This is a genomic window from Saccharothrix stipae (genome assembly GCF_054781895.1).
Window position 1 is genome coordinate 69,675 of sequence record NZ_BAAGTN010000018.1, and the last position, 23,567, is coordinate 93,241.

Sequence of the window (23,567 nt, forward strand, 5' to 3'; positions counted from 1 at the left end):
AGTTGTCCGCACGCAAGCTCCACCTCAACGCGTTCCTCATGGGCGTCGGCCACCACGAAGCCGCCTGGCGGCACCCCCGCACCGACCCCGGTGCCCTGGACGAGGTCGCGCACTTCCAGCACCTGGCGCGGGTCGCCGAGCGCGGGACGTTCGACTCGGTGTTCCTCGCCGACGGTGTGCAGATCTGGGGCGACGTGCGGCACACCGCGGCCAACCGGTTCGAGCCGATCACGCTGCTCACCGCGATCTCGCAGGCCACCGAGCGCATCGGGCTGATCGCGACCGCGTCGACCGGGTTCAGCGAGCCGTACAACCTGGCGCGGCTGTTCTCCTCGCTCGACCACATCAGCGGCGGTCGGGCCGGGTGGAACATCGTGACCACGGCGGGCGACCGGTCGGCGCAGAACTTCAACCGCGAGGTCAACACCGAGCACGCCGAGCGCTACCGGCGTGCCGACGAGTTCCTCGACGTGGTCACCGCGCTGTGGGACTCGTGGGAGGACGACGCGCTGGTCGTGGACCGGGAGTCCGGTGTGTTCGCCGAGGACGCCAAGGTGCACGAGATCAACCACAAGGGCCGGTTCTTCTCGGTGCGCGGGCCGCTGAACGCGGTGCGCAGCCCGCAGGGCCACCCGCTGCTGGTGCAGGCCGGGTCGAGCGAGGACGGCAAGGCGTTCGCGTCGGCGTGGGCGGAGGCGGTGTTCACCGCCCACCAGGCGCACGGCGACGCGACCGCGTTCTACGCCGACCTCAAGCGCCGCGTCACCGCCCGGGGACGTGACGCCGACGGCGTCAAGGTGCTGCCCGGGATCGTCCCGGTGCTCGGCGGCACGGAGGCCGAGGCGCGGGCGCTGGCCGACGAGCTGGACGAGTTGATCATCCCGGTGCGGGCGGTCCGGCAGCTGACCGAGCTGATCGGCGTCGACCTGACCGACCACCCGCTGGACGAGCGGTTGCCGGAGTTCCCCCCGGTCAGCCGCGTCAACGGTGCGAAGAGCCGGTTCGAGCTGGTGCGCGACCTGGCGCGGCGGGAGGAGCTGACGTTGCGCCAGCTGCTCGGTCGCCTCGGCGGCGGGCGCGGGCACCAGGTCGTCGCCGGCACGCCCGAGCAGATCGCCGACCACGTCGAGCTGTGGTTCACCACCGGCGCGGCGGACGGCTTCAACGTGATGGCGCCCCTGCTGCCGTCCGGCCTGGAGGACTTCGTGGACCACGTCGTGCCGCTGCTGCGGGCCCGCGGCCTGTTCCGCACCGAGTACACCGGCCGCACGCTGCGCGAGCACTACGGCCTGCCCCGCCCGGCCGGCCGGTACGCCGAGGCCGCGTTGGTCTGAGGTACGACCCGAGGCCGGACGACCGCGGCACCGCGGCCGTTCGGCTGGACGGGACGAACACCTGCTGCTTGAGCCGCGCGGGTGCGCTGGTTCCCGGCGGCGCCGTACCTGGAAGGGCCGTGCCCAGGGCGGCGCCGGCGGCGAGGTCAGCGCGTCGATGCGAACGGGATGCCGCGCACGGTTTCGGCGGGCACGTCGACGGGGTGCCGCCACAACCCCTTGTCCCGCAGCAGGGGCAGCACGCCCTCGCCGAACCAGTAGGCCTCCTCCAGGTGCGGGTGTCCCGACAGGACGAACTCGGTGATGCCCGCCGCGTGGTACTCCTCGATGCGCTCGGCGACCTCCGTGTGGCTGCCGACCAGGGCGGTGCCCGCGCCGCCGCGCACCAGGCCGACGCCGGCCCACAGGTTCGGGTACACCTCCAGGCCGTCCCGGCTGCCACCGTGCAGGGCGATCATCCGCCGCTGCCCCTCCGAACCGCTGCGCGCGAGCCCTTCCTGCACGCGCGCGATGGTGGCCGGGTCGAGCGCGTCGAGCAGCCGCTCCGCCTCGGCCCACGCCTGGTCGGCGCGATCGCGGCTGATCACGTGCAGCCGCACGCCGAACCGGGGCTCGCGGCCCAGCGCCGCCGCCTCGCGCCGGATCCGGTCGACCTTCTCCGCGACCTGGTCGGGCGGCTCGCCCCAGGTGAGGTAGACGTCGGCGTGCCGGGCGGCCACCCGACCGGCGGCGGCCGACGAACCGCCGAAGTAGATCTCCGGCACCGGGTCCGGGGTGCGGGCCAGCTCGGCGTCCTCGACGGCGAGGTGCTCACCGTCGAAGTCGACCCGCTCACCGCGCCACAACGCCCGCACGACGGTCAGGAACTCGTCGGTGCGCCGGTACCTGGCTTCCTTGTCCAGGAAGTCCCCGTAGGCCCGCTGCTCGTGGTCCTCCCCGCCGGTCACCACGTTGAGCAGCAGCCGGCGGCCGGAGTGGCGTTGGAAGGTGGCCGCCATCTGCGCCGCCAGCGTGGGGCTGACCAGGCCGGGGCGGAAGGCGACGAGGAACTTCAACCGCTCGGTGGTCGCGACCAGCATCGCGGTGGTGAGCCAGGCGTCCTCGCACCACGCGCCCGTGGGGGTGAGCGCGCCGGCGAAGCCCAGCTGCTCGGCGGTGCGGGCGATCTGCCCCAGGTAGGCCAAGGTCGCGGGCCGGTCGCCACCGGCCACCGTGGTGGCGACCCCGTGACCGCCGCCGACGAGGTAGCGGCTGTCGCCGTAGGTGGGCAGGAACCAGTGGAACGTCAGTGACATGGGGTCCTCGTCAGGGCATCGGGTGTCGGACGTCGGGTGTCGGGCCGGGCGTCGGGTCGTCAGGGCGCGGCGAGCAGGGAGCGGCGGGAGTGCAGCGCGGCGGAGAAGCCGTCCACCACGTCGTGCAACGGGCGCTGCGCCTCGGCGGCGAGTGCGGGCGCGTCGCCGGTGGTGGTGATGTGCTTGTCCAGCACGAACCACCCCTGCACGACGTGGTGCGCCCCCAGCGAGGACAGGACCGGCCGCAACGCGTAGTCGACGGCGAGGACGTGCGCCGGGCTGCCCCCGGTGAGCACCGGCAGCACCACCTTGTCGGCCAGCGCGAACTGCGGCAGCAGGTCCAGCAGCGCCTTGAGCACCCCGCTGTAGGCCGCTTTGTAGACCGGCGAGGCCACCAGCACGCCGTCCGCCTCCGCCAACGCCGCCACGACCTCGGCGATGGCCGGGTCGCCCGCGTCGGCGCTCAGCAACGCCTCGGCGGGCAGGTCCCGGACGCGGACCGTGCGCACGACGTGGCCGTCACCGCGCAGCCGGTCGGCGACGTGCTCGGCGAGGGCCGCGGTGCGCGAGGTCGGGGAAGGGCTCCCGGACAGCACCAGGATCGAGGACATCGTCCACCTCCGTCAGATCAGGCCGTGGCGCGGCGGCGGTGTGCCGTCGAGCGCGTAGCGGCCGATGTGCTGGACCTTCCAGCGCACCGGGTCGTGCAGGGTGTGCGTGCGGGCGTTGCGCCAGTGCCGGTGCAGGTTCAGCCCGTCCAGCGCCGAGCGCGTGCCCGACACCTCGAACAATGCGCTGCTCGTCTCCAACGCCACCGGTTCGGCGAACGCCTTCGCCGCGGCCACCGCGATCGACGCGGCCGCCGCGCTCCGGTCGTCCAACGCGGCGCCGGCCGAGTCCAGCGCCGCGCCCGCGGCGACGAGCAACGCCTCGGCGGCCCGGACCCGCACCTCCAGCTCGCCGAACCGCTGGACGGTCAACGGGTCGTCGGCGGCGCGCTCCACGCCCGCCTCGAACCACGGCCTGCTCTTGGTGCGCACGAAGTCCGCCGCCTCCGACAGGGCCGAGCGGGCCAGCCCGACCTCGATCGCGGCGTGCAGCGCCTGCGCCCGGGCGCCGTGCAGCTGCGGACCGGTGAACGTCAGGTGGTGCGGCACGACGTGCTCGGCGGGCACCCGCACCTGCCGCAGGTGGACCGTGCCGCTGGCGGTCGTGCGCTGGCCCATGCCGTCCCAGTCGTCCACCACCTCCACGCCCGGCGCGTCGGCCGGCACGTACGCCACCACCACCCGGTCGTCGCCGTCCTTGGCCAGCACCGGGATCCAGTGCGCGAACAACGCGCCGGTGCAGTAGTGCTTGGTGCCGTCGAGCACGAGGCCGCCGTCGGGGTGGGGCAGCAACCGGGTCCGGTAGTCCTGCACGTGCCTGGTGCCCGCCTCGGACTGGGCGTTGCCGAAGCGCCTGCCCGCGAGCACCTCGCCGAAGAAGAACGCCTGCTGCCCGGCGCTGCCCCGCTGCCGCAGCACGTTGACGTAGACGAAGTGGTTCTGCGGCACCTGGGCGATGTTCGGGTCGCCCACCGCGAGCAGCCGGAACACCTCCAGCACCGTCGTCCACGACAGGTCCGGCCCGCCGTGCTCGGCGGGGACCGTGATGCCGAGCAGGCCCGACGCCGACAGCTCGTCCAGCTCCGCCCTCGGCAGCCGGCGCAGCGCGTCGCGTTCCGCGGCCCCCTTGGCGAAGCGCCCGGACAGCTCGGCGGCCGTCCGGACGGCTTCCGCGTCGTCGGCGATCACGTGTACCACGTGGGCTCCGGCACCTCTCCCAGCAGCGCGTAGCGCCCGACCTCGGCGCGCTTGTAGGCGATCGGGTCGTGCAGGCTGTGGGTGCGCAGGTTGCGCCAGAAGAGGTCCAGCCCGACCGAGGCGGCGGTGGCCCGCGCGCCGGTGACCTCGAAGATGCGGGTGCCGATCTCCAGACCGGTGTCGACGGCGCGTTGCTTGGCCGCCGCGATGACCACCGCCGCCTCGCCGCGTTCGCGGGCGGTGACCTCGTCGGGGTGGGAGTTGATCCGCTCGATCAGCCCCGCGGCCCGTTCGGCCAGCGCCTCCGCCGCCCACAGCTTGGACTGCAGGTCGCCGTAGGTCTCCAGGACGTAAAACTCCTCGGTGGCCGAGTCCTTGTTGTCCCCGCCGTAGGGCCAGGGCCGGGTCTTGTCCCTGGTGTAGGAGGTGGCCGTGGTCAGCGCGCCCTGGGCGATGCCGAGGTAGAAGTTGGTGAACACCAACTGGATCAGCGGGACGTTGAGGGTGTTGTAGGTGCGAGGTCGGAACTCCTTGTCGACGTAACCGGCGGCCTGCGCCCAGGGCACCCGCACGCCGTCGACCTCGACGCTGCCGCTCTCGGTGAGGCGCTGGCCCACGTTGTCCCAGTCGTCGTTGAAGACGATGCCGTCCTGGTGGGACGGCACGATGGCGAAGATGTGCTTGTCGGTGCCCTCCAGCACCCCTTCCAGCACGGTGACGTCGGAGACCTTGCCACCGGTGGAGAACGACTTGCGGCCGGTGAACTCGATCTCGTCGCCGTGGTCGGTGATGACGAGGTCGTCGTCGCGCGGGTTGACCGCGCCGCCGAAGAACCACCGCTCACGGGTGGCCTGCTCCTCCACGGCGGCGACCTGCTCGGGGGTGGCGACCAGCCGGGCCGCCCAGAACCACAGGTAGTGGTAGCCGATGAGCTGCCCGATCGACCCGTCGCCCGCGGCGACCTCGCGGATCACCCGGTAGGCGGTGGTCCAGTCCTGCCCACCGCCGCCGTGCTCCACCGGGCCCAGGAGGGTGACCAGCCCGGAGTCCTTCAGCAGGGCGACTTCCGCGTGCGGGGTGGCCCTGGCGCGGTCGCGTGCCACCGCGTCGGTGGCCAGCAGGGTGGCGACCTCCCGCGCGCGGGAGATCCACTCGTCGGAGGTGGCGGGCGTGGTGGTCCAGGTGTGCTGGGCGGACGCGGTCACGGGCGGGCTCCGATCGGTTCGGGGGTGGCGGCGGAGGTGTCGAGGGACGCTTCGAGCTCGCGGACGATCGGCAGCACGTGCTTGCCGAAGTAGGCGACTTCTTCCTTGTAGTGCAGGAAACCGAGCAGCAGCAGGTCCACGCCGCGCCGCCGGTACTCCACGATCCGGTGGGCGACATGCTCGGGCGTGCCGATGAGCCGGGAGCGGAACCCGTCGTTGTACTGCACCAGGTCGTCGAACGCCGAGTCGGACCACATGCCCTTCTTGTCACCGGTAGAGCTGCCGGCCTGCCGCACGGCGTCCCGGAACCCGTGCACCGCCTCGGTGTCGGCCTTGGCGACGATCTCGCGCAGCGTCTCGCGCGCCTCGGCCTCGGTGTCGCGGGCGATGAGGAAGCCGTTGAGCCCGAACCTCACCCGGCGCCCGTGCACCGCGGCGGTGCCGTTGACCTCCTCGATCTGCTCGGTGATGCCGTCGAAGTCCTTGCCGTTGCTGAAGTACCAGTCCGACACCCGCCCCGCCATCGCCCGGGCGGCGGTGGAGTTGCCGCCCTGGAAGATCTCCGGGTGGGCGCGTCCGGGCACCTCGGAGGGCTTGGGTTTGAGGTCGTAGCCGTGCAGCCGGTAGAAGTCGCCGGCGAACTCGGCCGGTTCCTCGGTCCAGCTCTTGCGCAGCACGCGGATGAACTCTTCGGCCCGGCGGTAGCGCTCGTCGTGCTCCAGCCACGGTTCACCCAGGGCGGTGAACTCGGCCTTGAACCACCCGCTGACCACGTTCACCGCGGCACGGCCACCGGAGAGGTGGTCCGCCGTGGCGACGAACTTGGCCAGCACGGCCGGGTGCCACAGGCCCGGGTGCACCGCCGCGATCACCTTCAACCGCCGCGTGGCCAGCAGCAGCGCGAGGCTGAAGCTGGTCGACTCGTGCTGGTAGGCCGCGCCGTAGCCGGCCATGTAGCGGACCTGGCTGAGCGCGTACTCAAAGCCGTTGTCCTCCGCGAGCACGGCCAGCTCGCGGTTGTAGTCGTAGGACCAGTCGGTGCGTTGCTCGATCTTGCTGACGACGAGGCCACCGCTGACGTTCGGCACCCAGTAGGCGAACTTCAACGGCTCCCGCTCCCGGTTCTCGGGCACGGTGAACTCCCAGCTGTTGGGTGGGCAAGCTGTGGGGTGGGCGAGCGGCGGAACTGTCCGGACCGGACAGGGCGTGGACGGTGTCGTGGCCTAACGGGGGCAACAGCCCTGGGCGCCGACGCGGACGAAGTCCACGTGCCGGCGCCTGGTCAACACGGTCGGTCGCTGCACGCCCTCACTCCAACAGCACCGGGCTACCGGGTCAACGCGGAACGTGCGCCTCCCACATGATGAACGCACCGGTGGGGGTCCGTAGAAGTTCACTTGACCGGGCGAACGGCGCTCGGCCGTGCCCACCTGGAGTGGGCGCCGCCGACCCGCCGTACCGTTCGACGGGCCCGCACCCGCACACCCGCACCGCCACGGACCCACCCGGGAGACGCGACATGACCGACGACCTCACCGCTGCCGACGCACGACCGGCAACCGGGCTCGCCGCCGGCCCGCCGCGGACCGCCACGCTCGTCGTCGACGACGGCACCGTGATCGCCCACCACCACTGGGACCCGGACCCCGGCACCGACCCGGACCCCGTCCCGGTCGTGCTCCAGCACGGCTTCGCCGCCGACACCCTGGTCGAGTGGGCCGGTCGCGGTGCGGTCGCCGCCCTCACCGCCGCCGGGCGCCGCGTCGTGGGCGTCGACGCCCGCGGGCACGGCGTGTCCGGGAAGTCCACCGACACCACCCGTTACGGCGAACGACGCATGGCACGCGACCTGCGCGCCGTCATCGCCACCCTCGACGTCCCGGCCGTGGACCTGGTCGGCTACTCGATGGGTGCCGTCATCGTCCTCCTGACCGCCACCGAGGAACCCGCCGTGCGCCGACTGGTCGTCGGCGGCGTCGGCGCCGGGGTGGTCGAACTCGGCGGCGTGGACACCCGGGTCCTGCCCAACGACGTCCTCGCCGAGGCGCTCCTCGCCGATGACCCCCGCACCCTGCCACTGCCACCCGATGTCGCGGGGCTGCGCGCGTTCGCCGAGACGTCCGGAGCGGACCTGCCGTCCCTGGCCGCACAGGCCCGCGCCGTGCACCAGGGCGACATCGACCTCGCCGCCGTCACCGCCCCGACCCTCGTCGTCGCCGGCCACGACGACCCGCTCGCCGAACGCCCGCACGTGCTGGCCGACGCCATTCCCGGCGCCCGGCTCCGCCTGGTGTCCGGCGACCACGGCGGCACGGGCGGCAGCCCCGACTTCCACACCGCGATCGTCGACTTCCTGCGCGGCTGACGCCGCGGCCGGGATCCCGCCGGCCGGAGCCGACCCGACGACCGGAGCGAAAGCGAAAAAGGCCGCAAAGATGTGTTCAGCTTCGAATACAGTCGAAAAAATTCGATAAACGGCGATCGAATTCGACCACCGCGGCGGGGACCCGACCCGGCGGACGGTCCTCGACATGGCGGCAACCACCAGCCCTTTTCCCAGTTCCGGGCACCGTTGACCGGCGGCCCGGCACGGCGGTGCGACCTGCTCCGCCGGCGGAGATGCCCGCGAAGTGGCAGGAAGTGGCCAGCCGTTACGCTCTTGACACCTTAGTGCCTTTGCTCGCACACTATGACGACTTTGGATGTTAGCGCAAACATTCTGAGCAATTCCCGATAGGCATTTCCGAGGAGATCAACGATGAACTCTTCACCCTCCCGCCGCGAACGCGTGACCACACCTACCGCGAACGCCGCCAGGAGCGACTCCGAGGGCCCGGACCGGGCCGATCCGCGGGACGACCGCGCCGCCGGCTAGCGAGTGCCGCCTTCCTGTCCACATCGGACAGCGCACCACCAGGTGCCCCGTGCCCACCTCACCCGCACGGCTTTGACGTCGGTCGCGGCTGCGCGCCCCGTCCCTCCGACCTAGGAGATCATCCGTGAAACGACTGCCGAAGGTCAGCCGCCGGCTGGCCCGACTCGGCCTCGTGGCGCTCACCGTGGCCGGCACCGCGGTCGCGGTCGTGTCACCCGCCCAAGCCGCCCCCGGCTACGTCTACACCACGTTCAAGGGCGACGCCGCCGCCGACCAGGAGCTGTGGGTCTACTCATCGGCCAACGGCACGAACTTCGGCGTGCTGGCCGACACCGACTACCGCGGCCCCTCCGGCGTGCTGCGCGACCCCAGCATCATCCAGCACAACGGGCTCTACTACGTCGCCCACACCGTGCAGTCGTGGACCACGAACTCGACGCACTTCAACATCGCCTCCAGCCCCGACCTGGTCACCTGGACGCACGTGGCGAGCGTCGACTCCGGCGTCGCGAACACGCGGTTCACCTGGGCGCCCGAGTTCTACGTCGAGGGCGGCACCGTCCGGATCATCGTGAGCATCGCCCAGACGACGTGCTCCAACTGCTTCCGGCCCTACCTCTTCACCGCCCAGAACAGCTCCCTGACCTCCTGGAGCGGGCCGGCGCAGATGGGCGGCCTCGGCTACAACTACATCGACACCTACGTGGTGAAGTCGGGCAGCACCTACCACGCCTTCACCAAGAACGAGACCTCCAAGTACGTCGAGCACTGGACCAGCACGAGCCTCACCGGCGGGTGGGGCAACCGGGGTCAGCTGTGGAGCTCGGGCTACGAGGGACCGGCCGTGCTGCGGATGGGCGACGGTTCCTGGCGCATCTGGGTCGACAAGTACACCAACGGCGGCATCTGGACGGCCACCAGCTCGAACCTGGACTCCTGGTCGGGCCTGAGCCAGATCACGTGCCCCGGTTGCCGCCACGGCACGATCCTGCCGGTGGCCGACGTGCCCGGCTCGGCGCCGACCCACCGCGTGACCAACCGCAACAGCGGCAAGGTGATGGACGTCGTGTCGGCCTCCACCGCGAACAACGCCGAGATCAAGCAGTGGACCTGGAACGGCGGCGGCAACCAGAAGTGGCGGTTCCAGGACGCCGGAGGCGGCTTCTTCCGCATCGTCAACCAGAACAGCGGCATGTGCCTGGACGTGGCGAACGGCTCCACCGCCGACGGGGCCAACATCATCCAGTACACCTGCGGCACCGGCGCCAACCAGCAGTGGCAGATGGTCGCCAACGGCAGCTACTTCCAGCTGCGGGCACGGCACAGCGGCAAGTGCCTCGACGTCGTCAACTCCGGCACCGGCGACGGCGCCGACATCCAGCAGTACACCTGCGGCAGCGGCGCCAACCAGCAGTGGAGCCGCGACCAGGTCTGAGCCTGACCGGCAAGCGCTTTCCTCCCTCGACCCCGATCTAGCGATTGGACATTTCATGACACTGATCATGGCGTCTGGTGGTCACTCGTCAGGACCACCCCGGCGCGCTCGGCCGTTGCGGCGGGTGCTGACCGCCCTGGCGGTGACCGCCCTCACCGCGGCGGCGGGACTCGTCGTCGTCGCGTCGCCGGCCAGTGCCGCCACCAGTCAGTTCCGCGGCATGAACTGGGCCGTGATGGGTGACAACTTCAGCACCGGCACGCTCGTCGTGCAGGGCCTGAGCCAGTCCGACAGCAACGCGACGGTGCGGGCCAAGGCCAACGCCCTCTACGACGACATGGCCGCCACCCTGGGCGTCAACACCGTCCGCCTGCCGATCAACACCCACACCGTGGCCAACACGACCTGGTGGAACGCCTACCGCGGCGCCATCGACGCCGCCACCGAACGCGGCTTCAAGGTCATCCTCGCCTACTGGGAGGACGGCGCCGCGTCCGGCGGCCGGATCACCAACCTCGCCGCGTGGAACACGATGTGGTCCAGCGTGACCAACACCTACGGCTCGAACGCCAACGTCTACTTCGAGCCGATGAACGAGCCGCACGGCTACAGCTCGACGGACTGGCGCAACGTCGCGGCGAACTGGCTCAACTACCACACCTCGGCGGTGCCCGGCCGGGTGCTCATCGGTGGCACCGGCTTCAGCCAGGACCTGCGGGACATCTGCAACGACAGCCGCTTCAACTCGACGCTGCTGTCCTTCCACCACTACGCCTTCTTCTACGGCGCGATGACCTACGACCAGTTCCGCAGCCACATCCAGACCCGCCTGGGCAACTGCGCGTCCCGGGCGGTCGCGACCGAGTTCGGCGCGCCGATGTCCACCGGCCTCAACTACGGCGACCCGAACAGCACCGAGAACTTCGTGCGCTACATCCGTGCCATCGCACAGGTCATGCGTGACAACCAGATGGGCGGCACCTACTGGCCCGCGCTCGGTGGCAAGTACAAGGACAACCTCGGTTACGACTGGTACTCGATGTACGCCCTGAGCGGCAGCGGCACCGACCTCAACCTGACCATCCGCAACCCCTCCGGCGCCGACCGGCTCCGGTACGCCTGGGGCGACGGCTCCACGAACCCGCCGCCGACGTCCTACCGGGTCGACGTGCGCCACAGCGGCAAGACCATGGGCCTCCCGCAGGCGACCGCCGACAACGGTGCGCGCGTCGGTCAGTACACCTACGGCGGCAACGCGTGGCAGCAGTGGCAGTTCCAGGACGCGGGCAGCGGCTACTGGCGCATCGTCAGCAAGCACAGCGGGAAGTGCCTCGACGTGGTGACCGCCTCGACCGCCGACGGCGCCGACATCGTCCAGTACACCTGCGGCACCGGCACCAACCAGCAGTTCCAGATGGTCGCCAACGGCAGCTACTTCCAGCTCCGGGCACGGCACAGCGGCAAGTGCGTGGACGTGCCGACCTCGTCGACCGCCGACGGCGTGGTCCTCAAGCAGTACACCTGCAACACGGGCGCCAACCAGCAGTGGTCGCGCACGGCCGTCTGACCGCCGTCTCGACGTGACCGCACGGTCACGGCACGACCTTCGCGCCCCCGGTGTCGAGCCTCCTGCTCGGCACCGGGGGCGCCGGTGTTGCCGGGTACCGGCTGCCGGGCCTCGGCGGTGGGGCCTCGGCGGTCGGGCGGGTCGGGCGTCGGGCGTCGGCGGTCGGGCGTCGGAGGTCGGGTGGGTAGGGCCTCGGCGGTCGAAATGCCCGGGCGGATCCCGGTGGCCGGTTGCTAGAGTTCGCCGGCCGGCCGCGGGACTCCGGTGCGACTTCCGGAACCCGCCTCTGAAGCGATGATTCGCTGATCGTGCCCCCACTCCCCGGCCGGCCCCGACACCACCCCCGGAGCGTGGACGCATGGACGCCATCACCGCCGACGACATGTTGATGTTCATCAACGCGGCGACGACGTCCACCTCGCAGCGCGAGTTCCACGGCGGGGCCGACGACCAGCGGTTGTCGCTGGACTTCCTGCACGACTACGTGATCGGCAACTACCGGGACCTGTACGCGGCGGCGCTCGCGCTGGACATCAACGACCACAACGCCGCGCTGATCGTCCGCAAGCTGCTGGAGACCACCGGTGACGCGACCGCCGACCAGCGGCGGGTCGAAGGCGGGCTGATCGCCCGGCGGCTGCGGGTGCTGCCGCCGCAGCGCGTGTACGACCTGTTCCGCGCGTTGCGCCGGGCACGGGTGAACAACCGGCGCACCCGCGCGATCATCCGCGAGTGGGTCGCGGGTCGACCCGACCCGGCGTTCGACGCCGTGAAGTACCGCACCGGGCTGAAGCACGCCCTGCGGCACGCGCACGTCGCACCGGACGGCGAACTGGGCCCGTTCCTGTTCACGCCCGGCCACCACCGCCGGTACGACACCCCGCTGCTGGAGACCTGGCGGCGCGCGCACTACGAGCAGGCGTCGGTGTACGGGCTGCCGTACACGGTGGCCGAGGGGTTCGCCGCCAAGCACGGGATCGACCGGTCGACGTTCCTCAAGCGCATCGAGCCCCGGATGACCAGGCTCGAACGGCTCCGGGTGCAGCAGTCCGCGCGTCGGGGCAAGGCCGCGGTGGCGGTCGACCTGGGGTCGATGCCGCTGACGCGCCTGGCCTCCTACGTGCTGGCCCTGCCGGTGCCCGAGCGGGTCGAGCGGCGGGGTGAGCTGACCGGCGCGCTGCGGGCGGCGGCGGTCCGTGCCGCCGGGCGGGCCGCCGGCGGGTGGGGTCGGGTCGCGGCGGTGCTGGACGACAGCTTCTCCGCGTCCGGGTCCGCGCAGAAGCGCCGCCGGCCGTTGGCGGTCGCGCTGGCCTGCCACTACCTGCTGGCGGAGTTGGCGACCGAGTACGTCCCGCTGTGGACGTCGGGGCGCACCGACGCCCTGCTGGCCCACCCGTACGGGATGACGCCGCTGGGCGAGCGGGTGCTCGACGCGCTGGAGCACGCGCCGGACCGGCTGCTGATCGTGTCCGACGGCTGGGACAACGCGCCGTACGGGCTCGCGTCGGAGGTGCTGCGGGTGTGGCGGGCGAGGCTCGACCCGGCGCGCCGGGTGGTCGCGGTGCACCTCAACCCGGTGTACGACGCGGTCGACTTCGACGTGAAGCGGCTCGCGCGGGCGGTGTCGACCGTCGGCGTGCGCGACGCGGAGGACGTGCCCGCCCTGGTCGAGTTCGCCCGGTTCACCGAGGGCACGACGGGGTTCGCCGGCCTGCGGGCGCACTTCGACGATCGCGTGGCCAGGTTCCTGGAGGAGGGGTGACGGTGGAGCTCGACCTGACCGGGCTGACCACGCGTGCGGCGCAGGTGTGGGGCGGTGTCCGGCTCGTGCCGTTGACGCGGGACGAGCCGATCTCCGGGCTGCGGCTGCACGCCCGCGCCTACGGGGACGAGCCGGGTCTGGTCGAGGTGGGCCGCCGCACGCACTACGTGTCCTACATCCCGCACGGCTTCGTGGCGACGTGGACCGACGACGACACCCCGGTCGCGGCGTACGGCACGCAGCTGAAGCGGAACACCGACGACGAGCCGCCCGCGCACGGCATGAGGTTGCGCTTCCACCGCCGGATGGCGCGCCGGGTCGAGCGCAACCGCCTGCGCTTCCTGCCCCTGCACGTGGCCGTCGAGGGCTACCTGGCGCTGCACTTCGGCGGCCCGGAGGTCGTGTGGGAGGAGTGGTCGCAGCGCGCCATCCGCCGTGGCCTGTCGCCGCGCGTGGAGGAGGCGTACGTGGGCGCCGAGGTCGCGGGCCTGGCGGACGCGCTGAAGCACTTCGAGATGCACCCGGGCCAGTGCGGTGTGCTGGTGTACGTGGCCGACGCGTTGGCCGCGGCGTTCGTCGTGCCCCACCCGGACGACTACCGTGCGCTGCACACCACCCTCGTGCAGGACATGTACGGCGAGCTGGTCCACCACTACGCGACCCTGACGACGCCCGCGCCGCGGTTCGACGTGCGGCTGCCCGACGACGTGGCGTCGTTGGCCGACCTGCGTGCGGCGGCGGTCCGGGAGCAGGCGGAGTGGGCCCGCTTCCACGACACGACGATGGCGGACGGGCTGCTGGGCGAGAGCTACGCGATGAGCCGCGTGTACCGGATGGGCGACTACACGTTGTCACGCTTCCTGCCGACGTTCCGCCTCAAGCAGGAGAACCACATCGGTGAACTGATCACCGACCGTGATGGCCGCACGGCCTACCTGAAGACCTTCCGCCTCTCGGAGGCCCAGACCCGCCGAGGCCACCTGCTGACCACCCTGGCCGCCCACGACTGGCACCTCGCGACCACCGCGGCCGCGCTCGGCCTCACCGAGCAGCAGCTCGGCCTGCGCCTCCAGGCGGCCGGCTTCGGCGCGCTGCTCCGCGAGGACGTCCTGGCCCGCTACCGCGCGGGTTGACACCAGACCACGACCCCGGCCTCGCGGGCACGACCACTCACACGATGTGTTCCCCACATCGGGGCGGCCGGTCTTAGGCCACCACGGTGCCGGCGGTAGGCCATCCCGGTGAAGCGGTGCAACGGGACGCCGCCCGGCCGCGATGCAACGGCTGCTCGGTCTGCGCACCGCCACCCCAGGAGTGGATCAATGAGCCGGATCTTCGCTGGCCACCTGCCGTTCAGCCGGAGGACGAAACTGCTGAAGGGCTTGGCGCTGGGCGCCATGGTCGCCTTGGCGGTCGCCGGGGTCTCGGCGTCACAGCCCGGGACCACGAGCCGGTCGACCTCCATCGGCGCGAACGGCGGCCAGGAGGCCGCGCTGACCGGGCAGTGCGACGTCAGCTCCGCGCAGGCGCGCCCGGTGTCCGCGGCGCGCGCCGCCGACCTGCCCAAGCACCAGACGATCGTGCGACCCGGCGGGAAGGCGCCCGCGGTGGTGGAGCACGACGGGGCCAAGCTGGAGATCCGCCCGAGCGCGGTCAAGTTACCCGTCGGCGTCGGGATCACCCCGCTGGGCGCGGGGCGCGTGCCGGACCTGGACCCGGGCATGACCAACGTGACCACCGGGCCCCGACGCGGCTACGAGTTCACGCCGACCCCGCACACGTTCTCCGACGACATCACCGTCAGCCTGCCCTACGACCCGACGCTGATCAGCGCGGACTTCACCGCCAACGACGTGTTCACGTTCTTCTACGACGAACTCGGCGGGTGCTGGAAGCCGTTGCCCAGGGTGTCGGTGGACGAGACCAACCACGTGATCGTCTCGACCACGAACCACTTCACCACCATGGTCAACGCCACCGTGACGGTCCCCGAGCACGCCGAGGGCACGTCCTTCAACCCCAACCAGATCAAGGACATCGAGGCGGCCGACCCGGGCGCGGGGGTGAACCTGATCCTCCCGCCGGGCGCGAACAACCAGGGCGACAACCGGCTCAGCTACCCGATCGAGGTGCCCCGGGGTCGCGAGGGCCTGGAGCCCAAGCTGGACGTGCGCTACAACTCCGCGGGCGGCAACGGCTGGCTGGGCGTCGGCTGGGACGTCGGCACACCCGCCATCACGATCGACACCCGCTGGGGCGTGCCGCGCTACGACGCCGGCCTGGAAACCGAGACCTACCTGCTCAACGGCGAACAGCTCACGCCGGTCGCCAACCGCGGCGAGCTCCAGTCGCGGGTGGCGGAGAAGGTGTTCCACGCCAGGGTCGAGGGCAAGTTCGACCGGATCGTGCGGCACGGCGACAACCCGCGCAACTACCGCTGGGAGATCACCGACAAGACCGGCACCCGCTGGTTCTACGGCGCCGGCGAGGGCGCGTCCGAGCCCGACGCGAACACCACCCTGGCCGACGGCGCCGGCAACGTCTACGTGTGGGCGCTGCGCGAGGTGCGCGACGCCAACGACAACCTCATGCGGTACCACCACACCCTGGTCGAGGACGGCGGGATCGAGGGCGGCGCCGAGCCCGGCCGCAACCTCTACCCGGACCGGATCACCTACACCGGCCACGGTGACGCCGAGGGCCGCTACGCGGTCACCTTCCTGCGCGACCGCCAGCTGGGCGAGTCGCCGCGCCCGGACAAGACGATCGACGCGCGGGGCGGGTTCAAGCGGGTGGCGGCCGACCTGCTGCGCCAGGTCGACGTCACGCTCGACGGCGAGCTGATCCGCCGGTACCGGTTCGACTACACCACCGGCGCGTTCTTCAAGACCCTGTTGCGCTCGGTGTCCCAGCTCGGCTCCGACGGCGCGCCGTTCAACACCCACCAGTTCGAGTACTTCGACGACATCCGCGACGCGCAGGGCCAGTACCAGGCGTTCGACTCGGTCGGCTGGACCTCGCCCGACGACGACCTCGGCAACGACGCGCTCAACCTCACCCCGGACGAGGCGGGCAACGCCAGCGCGCTCAACGCGAACACCAGCGTCGGTGGCGGCGGCCACGTCTACGTCGGCGTCGGCACGTCGCCGACCAAGTCCGGCTCGGTGGGCGTCAAGGTCGGCTTCAACCACGCCGAGGACAACGGGCTGCTCGCGCTCATCGACGTGGACGGCGACTCCCTGCCGGACAAGGTCTTCACCGACGGCGGGACGGTCAAGTACCGCCGCAACCTGTCCGGCCCGACCGGTCAGCCCCGGTTCGCCGAGTCGGCGACGCCGCTCAACCTGCCCGGCATCCAGGGCGAGAGCAGCAACTCCCTCACCCTCGGCATCGAGGGCTACGCCGGCGCCGTCGCCGCGCAGCTCGACTACGTCAACACGTTCTCCAAGACCACGCAGTACTTCAGCGACGTCAACGGCGACGGCATCAGCGACCTGGTGAACGGCACGGCCGTGCTGTTCGGCCGGGTGGGACCGAACGGCACGCCGGTGTACGGCGTCAGCGGTGACACCCCGGTGCCGGTCGGCGCGGGCCAGGTCGACACCACCGGCCTGCTGCCCGACTACGCCGCCGACCAGGAGCGCATGGTCGACTCGTTCCCGCTGCTGGACAGCCTCCGGCGGTGGGTCGCCCCGTTCGACGGCCGGGTGCGGATCGACGGCGCGGTGAAGCTCGCCGACGAGACCGCGGCACGGCGGGCGGACTCGAACACCGCCGACGGCGTGCGCGTGGCGATCCAGCACGAGGACGCCGAGCTGTGGTCGCGGCGGATCGAGGCGAGCGACAACGCCGAGCACACGCCGTCCGGCGTCGACTCGATCACGGTCACCCGCGGTCAGCGGCTCTACTTCCGCGTGCAGTCCGCGTTCGACGGCGGCCTGGACCAGGTGGCCTGGGACCCGACGATCAGCTACCTCGACGTGCCGGACACGACGGACGTCAACGGGCTGCCGCAGCACCGGTTCCAGGCCTCGCGCGACTTCACGCTCGGCGGGCGCGCGTCGCAGGTGAAGGTGCCGCTCACCGGCACCATGCACCTGTCCGGTGACCTGCTCAAGCGCGCCGCCACGACCGACGACGTCACGGTGGTCGTCACCCGGGACGGCACGCCGGTGTTCGAGCAGACCCTGGCCGCCGGGTCGGCCGGCACGGTCCCGCTGGACCTCGACGTCCCGGTGCAGAAGGGGCAGATCCTCAAGTGGCGGGTGCGGGTGGACTCGCCGATCGACGTCGACCAGCTCGAGTGGACCCCGCGGGCGTACTACACGGCGGCCGAGGGCGTGGACCGGGTCACCGGGCCGAACGGCGAGTTCCTCATCGACGTGCACCCGCCGTACGACCTCGACCTCTACCCCGTCGACGGGCTGACCGGACCCCAGGGCTTCCTGGACGTGCCGCAGGACGACCAGCTCACCGTCACCCCGAGCCTGTCGTTCGCGTTCGGCTCCGAGCAGCCGACCGCGCGCGTCGCGTTCACCGTCAAACGGCGTGGTGAGCTGCTCGCCAAGCGGTTCTTCGAGGTGGTCGACGGGCAGGTGACCGCGCCGGCCGCGTTCACCGTCGACGCGGGCGCCGACGACGAGCTGTTCTTCGACTTCAGCACCACCGACCCGAAGCTGCGCGGGTTCCTGACCGGGCAGTCGGTCTCCGTCGCGTTCGGCCAGGGCGGCTCGGCGACGCCCCAGAGCGTGTTCCGCGGCCCCGCCGAGGAGGGCGCGTTCAGCCAGCCGTACCGCGGCTGGGCGGCCATCGGCTACAACGGCAACCGGGACAGGGCCGACCAACCGGTCGTCCAGGGCGACCTCGTGATCGACGAGAACTTCGGCGACCAGCTGCCGGACAGCGTCGACCCGCAGGCGCAGAAGGACGAGTTCGCGGCCGACCCCCGCATCGACCCGCCGAAGGTGGCGCCCTTCTCGCCGTCGCCGAAGTCCAAGCGCTGGGGCGCGGGCGAGCACAGCTGGGTGGCCAAGTCCGGCGTGAGCAGCTCGCGGCTGGGCATCGAGTCGATCAGCCTGCCCAAGCCGTCGGACTTCGCCGACGCCACGGCGGTGCCGCGGCTGTCCCGGTCCGAGCAGATCTCCCTCACCGGCGGCGTCGGTGGCGGCGTCGGCTCCATCGGCGGCAGCGTCGCGACCGGTGACAGCAGCGGCGAGGTCGACTTCATCGACATGAACGGCGACCAGTTCCCGGACGTGGTCGGCTCCGGCGGCATCCAGTACTCCGACATGGTCGGCGGGCTGGGCGCCACCAAGGGCTCGCTGCCCGACGGCGCCGTGCGGCGCAGCGAGAACGTCTCCGGCAACGCCAGCGCGGGCAGCGCGGCGCGCACGATCGGCACCGGGCGCGGCCACGCGACCCCGCCGGGACACGCCGCCGCGAACACCTCGCAGTCCGGCAACGACATGCCACCGCTGGGTGTCGGCCTGAACCTGGGCGGCAGCACCTCCGACAGCAGGTTCGACCTGCTGGACGTCAACGGCGACGACCTGCCGGACCGGGTGTACGCCGACGGTCGGGTGGCGTTGAACCTGGGCTACCGGTTCGGCCAGCCCGAGCCGTGGCGCAACCCCGCCCCGCTCAACGACGGCAGCGGCGAGAACGCCGGCGTGAACATCGGGTTCAACACCGACTTCTACGGGTTCGCCGGTGGTGCCTCGTACAGCGAGGGCAGCAGCTCGACCTCCAGCACGCTGATGGACATGAACGGGGACGGGCTGCTCGACCGGGTCCGCGCGGGCACGCCGATCAAGGTCGCGCTCAACACCGGCAACGGGTTCGAGGCCGAGACCCCCTTCCACGGCAGCCTGGCCGGGATCAACGGCGACCAGAACGCCAAGCTCGGCGGCGGTGTCTACTTCACGTTCGGCATCTGCTTCACCGCGGTGTGCGTCGTCATCAACCCCGGCGCCGACCTCTCCACCGGGTCGAGCCGCACCGAGCAGTCCCTGCGCGACATCGACGGCGACGGCAACGCCGACCACCTCGCGTCCACCGAGGACGACGAGCTGTCGGTCGCGCGCAACCGCACCGGCCGCACCAACCTGCTGCGCGGCGTGACCCGTCCGATGGGCGCGCGGATGGCGTTCGACTACGGCCGCGACGGCAACACCTACGGTCAGCCGCAGTCGCGCTGGGTGCTCAACCGGGTCTCGGTGCACGACGGGCAGCCCGGTGACGGGCAGGACGACCAGCTGGTCACCTACGAGTACCAGAACGGCTCCTTCGACCGGCTGGAGCGGGACTTCTACGGCTACGCCACGGTGACCGAGCGGCACCGCGACCCCGGTGCCGGCGACGCCGTGTACCGCAACGTGATCCGCGAGTTCCACAACGACAGCCACTACACCCGCGGCCTGCAACGCCGCGAGCTGACCACCGACGCGGCGGGCAACCCGTTCGTGGAGACGCAGCACACCTACGCGCTGCGGGACGTGCTCACCCCGGGCGGCCAGGCCGACGCCAAGAGCACCACGGCGACGCTCTTCCCGACGTTGGCCCGGACCGACCGCCGGTTCTTCGAGGGGCAGCCGAACCCGGGCAAGTCGACGTTCGTCGAGATGGACTACGACGCGTTCGGCAACATGACCAGGCGGTTCGACGCCGCGGACGCCGGGCCGGGCGACGACGTCGACACGAGGGTGCGGTACACGGCCGAGGACGCCGCCTGCGCCCCCGGTCACATCGTCGGCACCCCGAAGGTCATCGACGTGTTCGGCAACGGCACGCCCATGCGGCACCGCGAGTCCGTCGTGGACTGCGCGACGGGCGACGTCCGCCAGGTGCGGGCGCGGCTGGCCGGCGGCGCCGAGGCCGTCACCGACATCGAGTACCTGCCGAACGGCAACCTCCGGTCGGTGATCAAGCCGCCCAACGCGACCGGGCAGCGGTACCGGCTCGACTACACCTACGACCAGGTGGTCGGGGTGCACCTCGAAAGCGTCACCGACAGCTTCGGCCTGCAGACCCGGTCCACCCACAACCTGAAGTTCGGCCTGGTGGAGACCACGACCGACACCAACAACCAGGTCGTGCGCAACACCTACGACACCGTCGGCCGGGTGGACACCGTCACCGGTCCGCACGAGGCGCCGGAGAACCGGGTCACGATCGACTTCGAGTACCACCCGGAGGCGCCGGTGCCGTACGCGGTCACCCGGCACGTCGACCGGGAGGCGGGCGGCGCGGTCCGGGCCGACACCATCGACACCATCGCCTTCGCCGACGGGCTCAAGCGGGTCATCCAGACCAAGAAGGACGCCGCGGTGCACGTCGCACCGGACCAGCCGGCGCAGGACGTGATGACCGTGTCCGGCCGGACGGTCTTCGACTTCGTCGGACGGGTGGTGGAGACGCGCTTCCCGGTGACCGAGCCGAAGGGACCGGCCAACACCGCGCTGAACACCGCGGTCGACCCGGTCGCCCCGACCCGGCTGTTCTACGACGTCCAGGACCGCGCGGTCAGGACCGTGCTGCCGGACGGCACCGAGACCGCGAACAGGTACGGGTTCGGTCCGGACCGGGCCGGTGCGACCCAGTTCGAACTGGTGGCCACGGACGCGAACGGCAAGCCCAAGCACACCTACACCGACGTCCGCGAGCTGACCACGGCGGTCAAGGAGTTCAACCCCGCCGGCGGCCAGCCGGTCATCTGGACCAGCTACGGCCACGACCCGCTCGCGCAGCTCACCTCGGCCACCGACGACCACGGCAACGTCACCACGTCGGCGTACGACGACTTCGGTCGGCGCACGGTGGTGGACAGCCCCGACTCCGGGCGCACGGAGACCGCGTACGACCTCACCGACAACCCGGTCCGCCGGGTCACCGCCAAGCTCGCCGCCACCGGTCAGGCGATCGAGTACGACTACGACCAGAACCGGCTGGTCAGGATCCGGTACCCGGTCTTCGCCGCCAACAACGTCACCTACACCTACGGCGGACCCGGCGCACCGAACAACGGCGCGGGCCGGATCACCGCGATCACCGACGGCGCCGGCTCCGCCGCCCGCGAGTACGGGCCGCTGGGCGAGATCACCAGCGAGTCCCGCACCGTCTCGGTCCAGGGCAACCAGACCCGCTCCTACACCACGCGCTACCGCTACGACACGTGGAACCGGATGCTGGCGCTGACCTACCCGGACGGCGAGGTGCTGTCCTACCGGTACAACAGCGGTGGTCAGGTCGACGCTGCCACCGGGGTCAAGGCCGGTTCCACCTACGAGTACCTGACCCGGTTGGACTACGACAAGTTCGAGCAGCGCGTGGTGCAGCGGACCGGCAACGGCACGCGGACCGAGTACACCTACGACTCGGTCAACCGCAGGCTCGCCAACATGCGCGCGCAGCTCGACGACCAGCACGGCAACCACGTCTTCCAGAACCAGGACTACTCCTACGACGCGGTCGGCAACGTCACCACGATCGCCAACGACGTGGTGGCGCCGAGCGGACCGGAGGTCGGCCGCCAGGTCGGCGGCCCGAGCACGCAGACGTTCGGCTACGACGACCTGTACCGGCTCACCCACGCCGAGGGCGTGTACCAGCCGCGCACGCCGCGGACCGACCGGTACTCGCTGGACCTCACCTACGACACCGTGCACAACATCACCGACAAGAACCAGCGGCACGAGATGGTGAGCGACGGCAACGCCGTCGTGCAGAAGAAGACCACGTACAACTACGGCTACACCTACGGCGGCGACCAGCCGCACGCGCCGACCGGCATCGGGCCGTTCACCGTCGGCTACGACGCCAACGGCAACCAGATCAGCAAGTCGGAGCAGCCCAGGCCGCGCCGCCAGCTCATCTGGGACGAGGAGAACCGGCTGGCGTGCACGCACGAGAACGTGCAGTCGCACACCCTGCCGCAGACACCGGCGTCTTGCGACAACGCGGGCGGCACGGCCAACCGGGCGCGGCACCGCTACGACGACGAGGGCAACCGCGTCATCAAGGACGGCGCCAACTTCCACGTCTACCCCAACCAGAACTACTCCACCCGCGGCAACCACGAGTTCAAGCACGTCTACGTGGGGCCGACCAAGCTGATCACCAAGGCGGTCGAGCCGGACCACCGGTTCGAGGACCGCCAGTACTACTCGCACGGCGACCACCTGAGCTCGACCAGCTTCGTCACCGACAACGCCGGCGGGCTCACCGAGCACGCGAAGTACTTCGCCGCCGGCGAGTCCTGGGTCAGCGAGCACCCCGCGCAGCCGGTGCCGCACCAGTACACCGGAAAGGAGATCGACCCCGAGACGGGCCTGTACTACTTCGGTGCCCGGTACTACGACCCGCGCACCCAGCTCTGGCAGAGCCCGGACCCCGCGCTGGAGTCCTACCTGGACGGTGCGCCGAACGGCGGGGTCTACGCCCCGGCGAACCTCGGGCTGTACACCTACGGCCAGCACAACCCCATCCGGCTCGTCGACCCGGACGGGCGGTGGGTCAACATCGCGATCGGCGCCGGTGTCGGCCTGCTGATCGGGGTCGGGGTCGAGGGTGTCCGCCAAGCGGTCAAGGGTGAGTTCAACGGTGGCCGCCTCGCCGGCGCCGCCGCCGCGGGCGTGATCTCCGGTGCCGTCGCCGGTGCGACCATGGGCCTGACCCTCGCCGCGCAGGGCACCGCCGCGGTGGGTGCGGGCGTGGTCGCCGGTGCGACCTCCCGGGCGATCGCCGGTGAGGAGCAGACCGTCGGGGCGGTCGCGACCGACGCGGTCATCTCCGGCGTCACCTTCGGTGTGGTCAAGGGTGGCGGCGCCATCATCCGCTCGGTCCGCGGTACCCCACCCGCGGCCGCTCCCCCGGCGACCACACCGACGGTCCGCCCCGCCACGCAGCAACCGACCGGCGGCGCCGGCACGGTGTTGCGTGACGGCCAGGGCGCCACCGCGGCCGAGGTCGCGGCCAGCGCCGGCGGACCGACCGGTGGTTCGCGAGCCGGCCAGCAGGCGGTCCGCGACGCCCTGATAGACGAGGCCGACCAGGCCGGCGGGATCTACCGCTGCTGGCGCTGCGGCCAGACCACCACCAACCCGTCCAACGTCCACTTGGGACACCGCAACGTGCCGACCTCGCAGGGTGGGAACCTGTCCAGGGCCAACGTGTGCCTGGAGGGCGCGGCGTGCAACCTCAGCGCGGGCAACAGGGGCGCGCCGAGACCGGGCATGTCGTGCGCGGAGCGAGGTAGTTGCGGCGCCCCGTACGGACGAACCGACTAGGATCGG

12 protein-coding genes are annotated in these 23,567 nt (G+C 71.5%); 7 read left to right on the forward strand and 5 right to left on the reverse strand.

Annotated elements, in window-relative coordinates; genetic code table 11:
• The first annotated feature begins 2 nt into the window (after positions 1-2).
• On the forward strand, positions 3-1,334 hold the full coding sequence (locus ACYVLT_RS33830; RefSeq protein WP_461124224.1) for an LLM class flavin-dependent oxidoreductase: 1,332 nt from the start codon (positions 3-5) through the stop codon (positions 1,332-1,334).
• Between the two features lie 146 nt (positions 1,335-1,480).
• On the opposite strand, the gene ACYVLT_RS33835 is transcribed toward ACYVLT_RS33830, so the two are convergent.
• The 5 genes from ACYVLT_RS33835 to sfnG are packed head-to-tail and all read right to left on the reverse strand — an operon-like array spanning position 1,481 to position 6,772.
• The gene (locus ACYVLT_RS33835) at positions 1,481-2,629 is read right to left on the reverse strand and encodes an LLM class flavin-dependent oxidoreductase (RefSeq protein WP_461124225.1); all 1,149 of its coding nucleotides are present in this window, start codon (positions 2,627-2,629) and stop codon (positions 1,481-1,483) included.
• Between the two features lie 59 nt (positions 2,630-2,688).
• The gene (gene ssuE / locus ACYVLT_RS33840) at positions 2,689-3,240 is read right to left on the reverse strand and encodes an NADPH-dependent FMN reductase (RefSeq protein WP_461124226.1); all 552 of its coding nucleotides are present in this window, start codon (positions 3,238-3,240) and stop codon (positions 2,689-2,691) included.
• 12 nt (positions 3,241-3,252) lie between these two features.
• The gene (locus ACYVLT_RS33845; protein WP_461124227.1) at positions 3,253-4,434 is read right to left on the reverse strand and encodes an SfnB family sulfur acquisition oxidoreductase; all 1,182 of its coding nucleotides are present in this window, start codon (positions 4,432-4,434) and stop codon (positions 3,253-3,255) included.
• Complete coding sequence (locus tag ACYVLT_RS33850) at positions 4,422-5,639, reverse strand: acyl-CoA dehydrogenase family protein (protein ID WP_461124228.1); 1,218 nt, start codon at positions 5,637-5,639, stop codon at positions 4,422-4,424. Before ACYVLT_RS33850 ends, ACYVLT_RS33845 begins: the two co-directional genes overlap by 13 nt.
• The gene (sfnG, locus tag ACYVLT_RS33855) at positions 5,636-6,772 is read right to left on the reverse strand and encodes a dimethylsulfone monooxygenase SfnG (protein ID WP_461124229.1); all 1,137 of its coding nucleotides are present in this window, start codon (positions 6,770-6,772) and stop codon (positions 5,636-5,638) included. Before sfnG ends, ACYVLT_RS33850 begins: the two co-directional genes overlap by 4 nt.
• A 386-nt stretch (positions 6,773-7,158) precedes the next feature.
• Between sfnG and ACYVLT_RS33860 the strand changes: the two genes are divergently transcribed.
• The 6 genes from ACYVLT_RS33860 (at position 7,159) to ACYVLT_RS33885 (ending at position 23,561) form a co-directional block, all read left to right on the forward strand.
• Complete coding sequence (locus tag ACYVLT_RS33860; protein WP_461124230.1) at positions 7,159-8,004, forward strand: alpha/beta fold hydrolase; 846 nt, start codon at positions 7,159-7,161, stop codon at positions 8,002-8,004.
• 634 nt (positions 8,005-8,638) lie between these two features.
• Positions 8,639-9,949, forward strand: coding sequence for an RICIN domain-containing protein (locus ACYVLT_RS33865; protein ID WP_461124231.1), 1,311 nt, complete (start codon positions 8,639-8,641; stop codon positions 9,947-9,949).
• A 124-nt stretch (positions 9,950-10,073) separates the two neighbouring features.
• Entirely contained in the window at positions 10,074-11,516 is a 1,443-nt protein-coding gene (locus ACYVLT_RS33870) for an RICIN domain-containing protein (protein ID WP_461124354.1), read from the forward strand.
• Positions 11,517-11,874: 358 nt separating this feature from the next.
• Entirely contained in the window at positions 11,875-13,278 is a 1,404-nt protein-coding gene (locus ACYVLT_RS33875) for a hypothetical protein (RefSeq protein ID WP_461124232.1), read from the forward strand.
• On the forward strand, positions 13,275-14,411 hold the full coding sequence (locus tag ACYVLT_RS33880; RefSeq protein WP_461124233.1) for an ARPP-2 domain-containing protein: 1,137 nt from the start codon (positions 13,275-13,277) through the stop codon (positions 14,409-14,411). The genes ACYVLT_RS33875 and ACYVLT_RS33880 overlap by 4 nt, the downstream gene beginning before the upstream one ends.
• A gap of 189 nt (positions 14,412-14,600) precedes the next feature.
• A complete protein-coding gene (locus tag ACYVLT_RS33885; protein WP_461124234.1) occupies positions 14,601-23,561 on the forward strand; it encodes a SpvB/TcaC N-terminal domain-containing protein in 8,961 nt (2,986 codons plus the stop codon).
• The last annotated feature ends 6 nt before the right edge of the window (positions 23,562-23,567 follow it).

What these genes read in the sequence shown, in the direction of transcription:
- ACYVLT_RS33885 (WP_461124234.1), top strand. Translation starts at nt 14,601, where the DNA reads ATGAGCCGGATCTTCGCTGGCCACCTGCCGTTCAGCCGGAGGACGAAA.
- ACYVLT_RS33860 (WP_461124230.1), top strand. Translation starts at nt 7,159, where the DNA reads ATGACCGACGACCTCACCGCTGCCGACGCACGACCGGCAACCGGGCTC.
- ssuE (WP_461124226.1), bottom strand. Translation starts at nt 3,240, where the DNA reads ATGTCCTCGATCCTGGTGCTGTCCGGGAGCCCTTCCCCGACCTCGCGC.
- ACYVLT_RS33835 (WP_461124225.1), bottom strand. Translation starts at nt 2,629, where the DNA reads ATGTCACTGACGTTCCACTGGTTCCTGCCCACCTACGGCGACAGCCGC.
- ACYVLT_RS33875 (WP_461124232.1), top strand. Translation starts at nt 11,875, where the DNA reads ATGGACGCCATCACCGCCGACGACATGTTGATGTTCATCAACGCGGCG.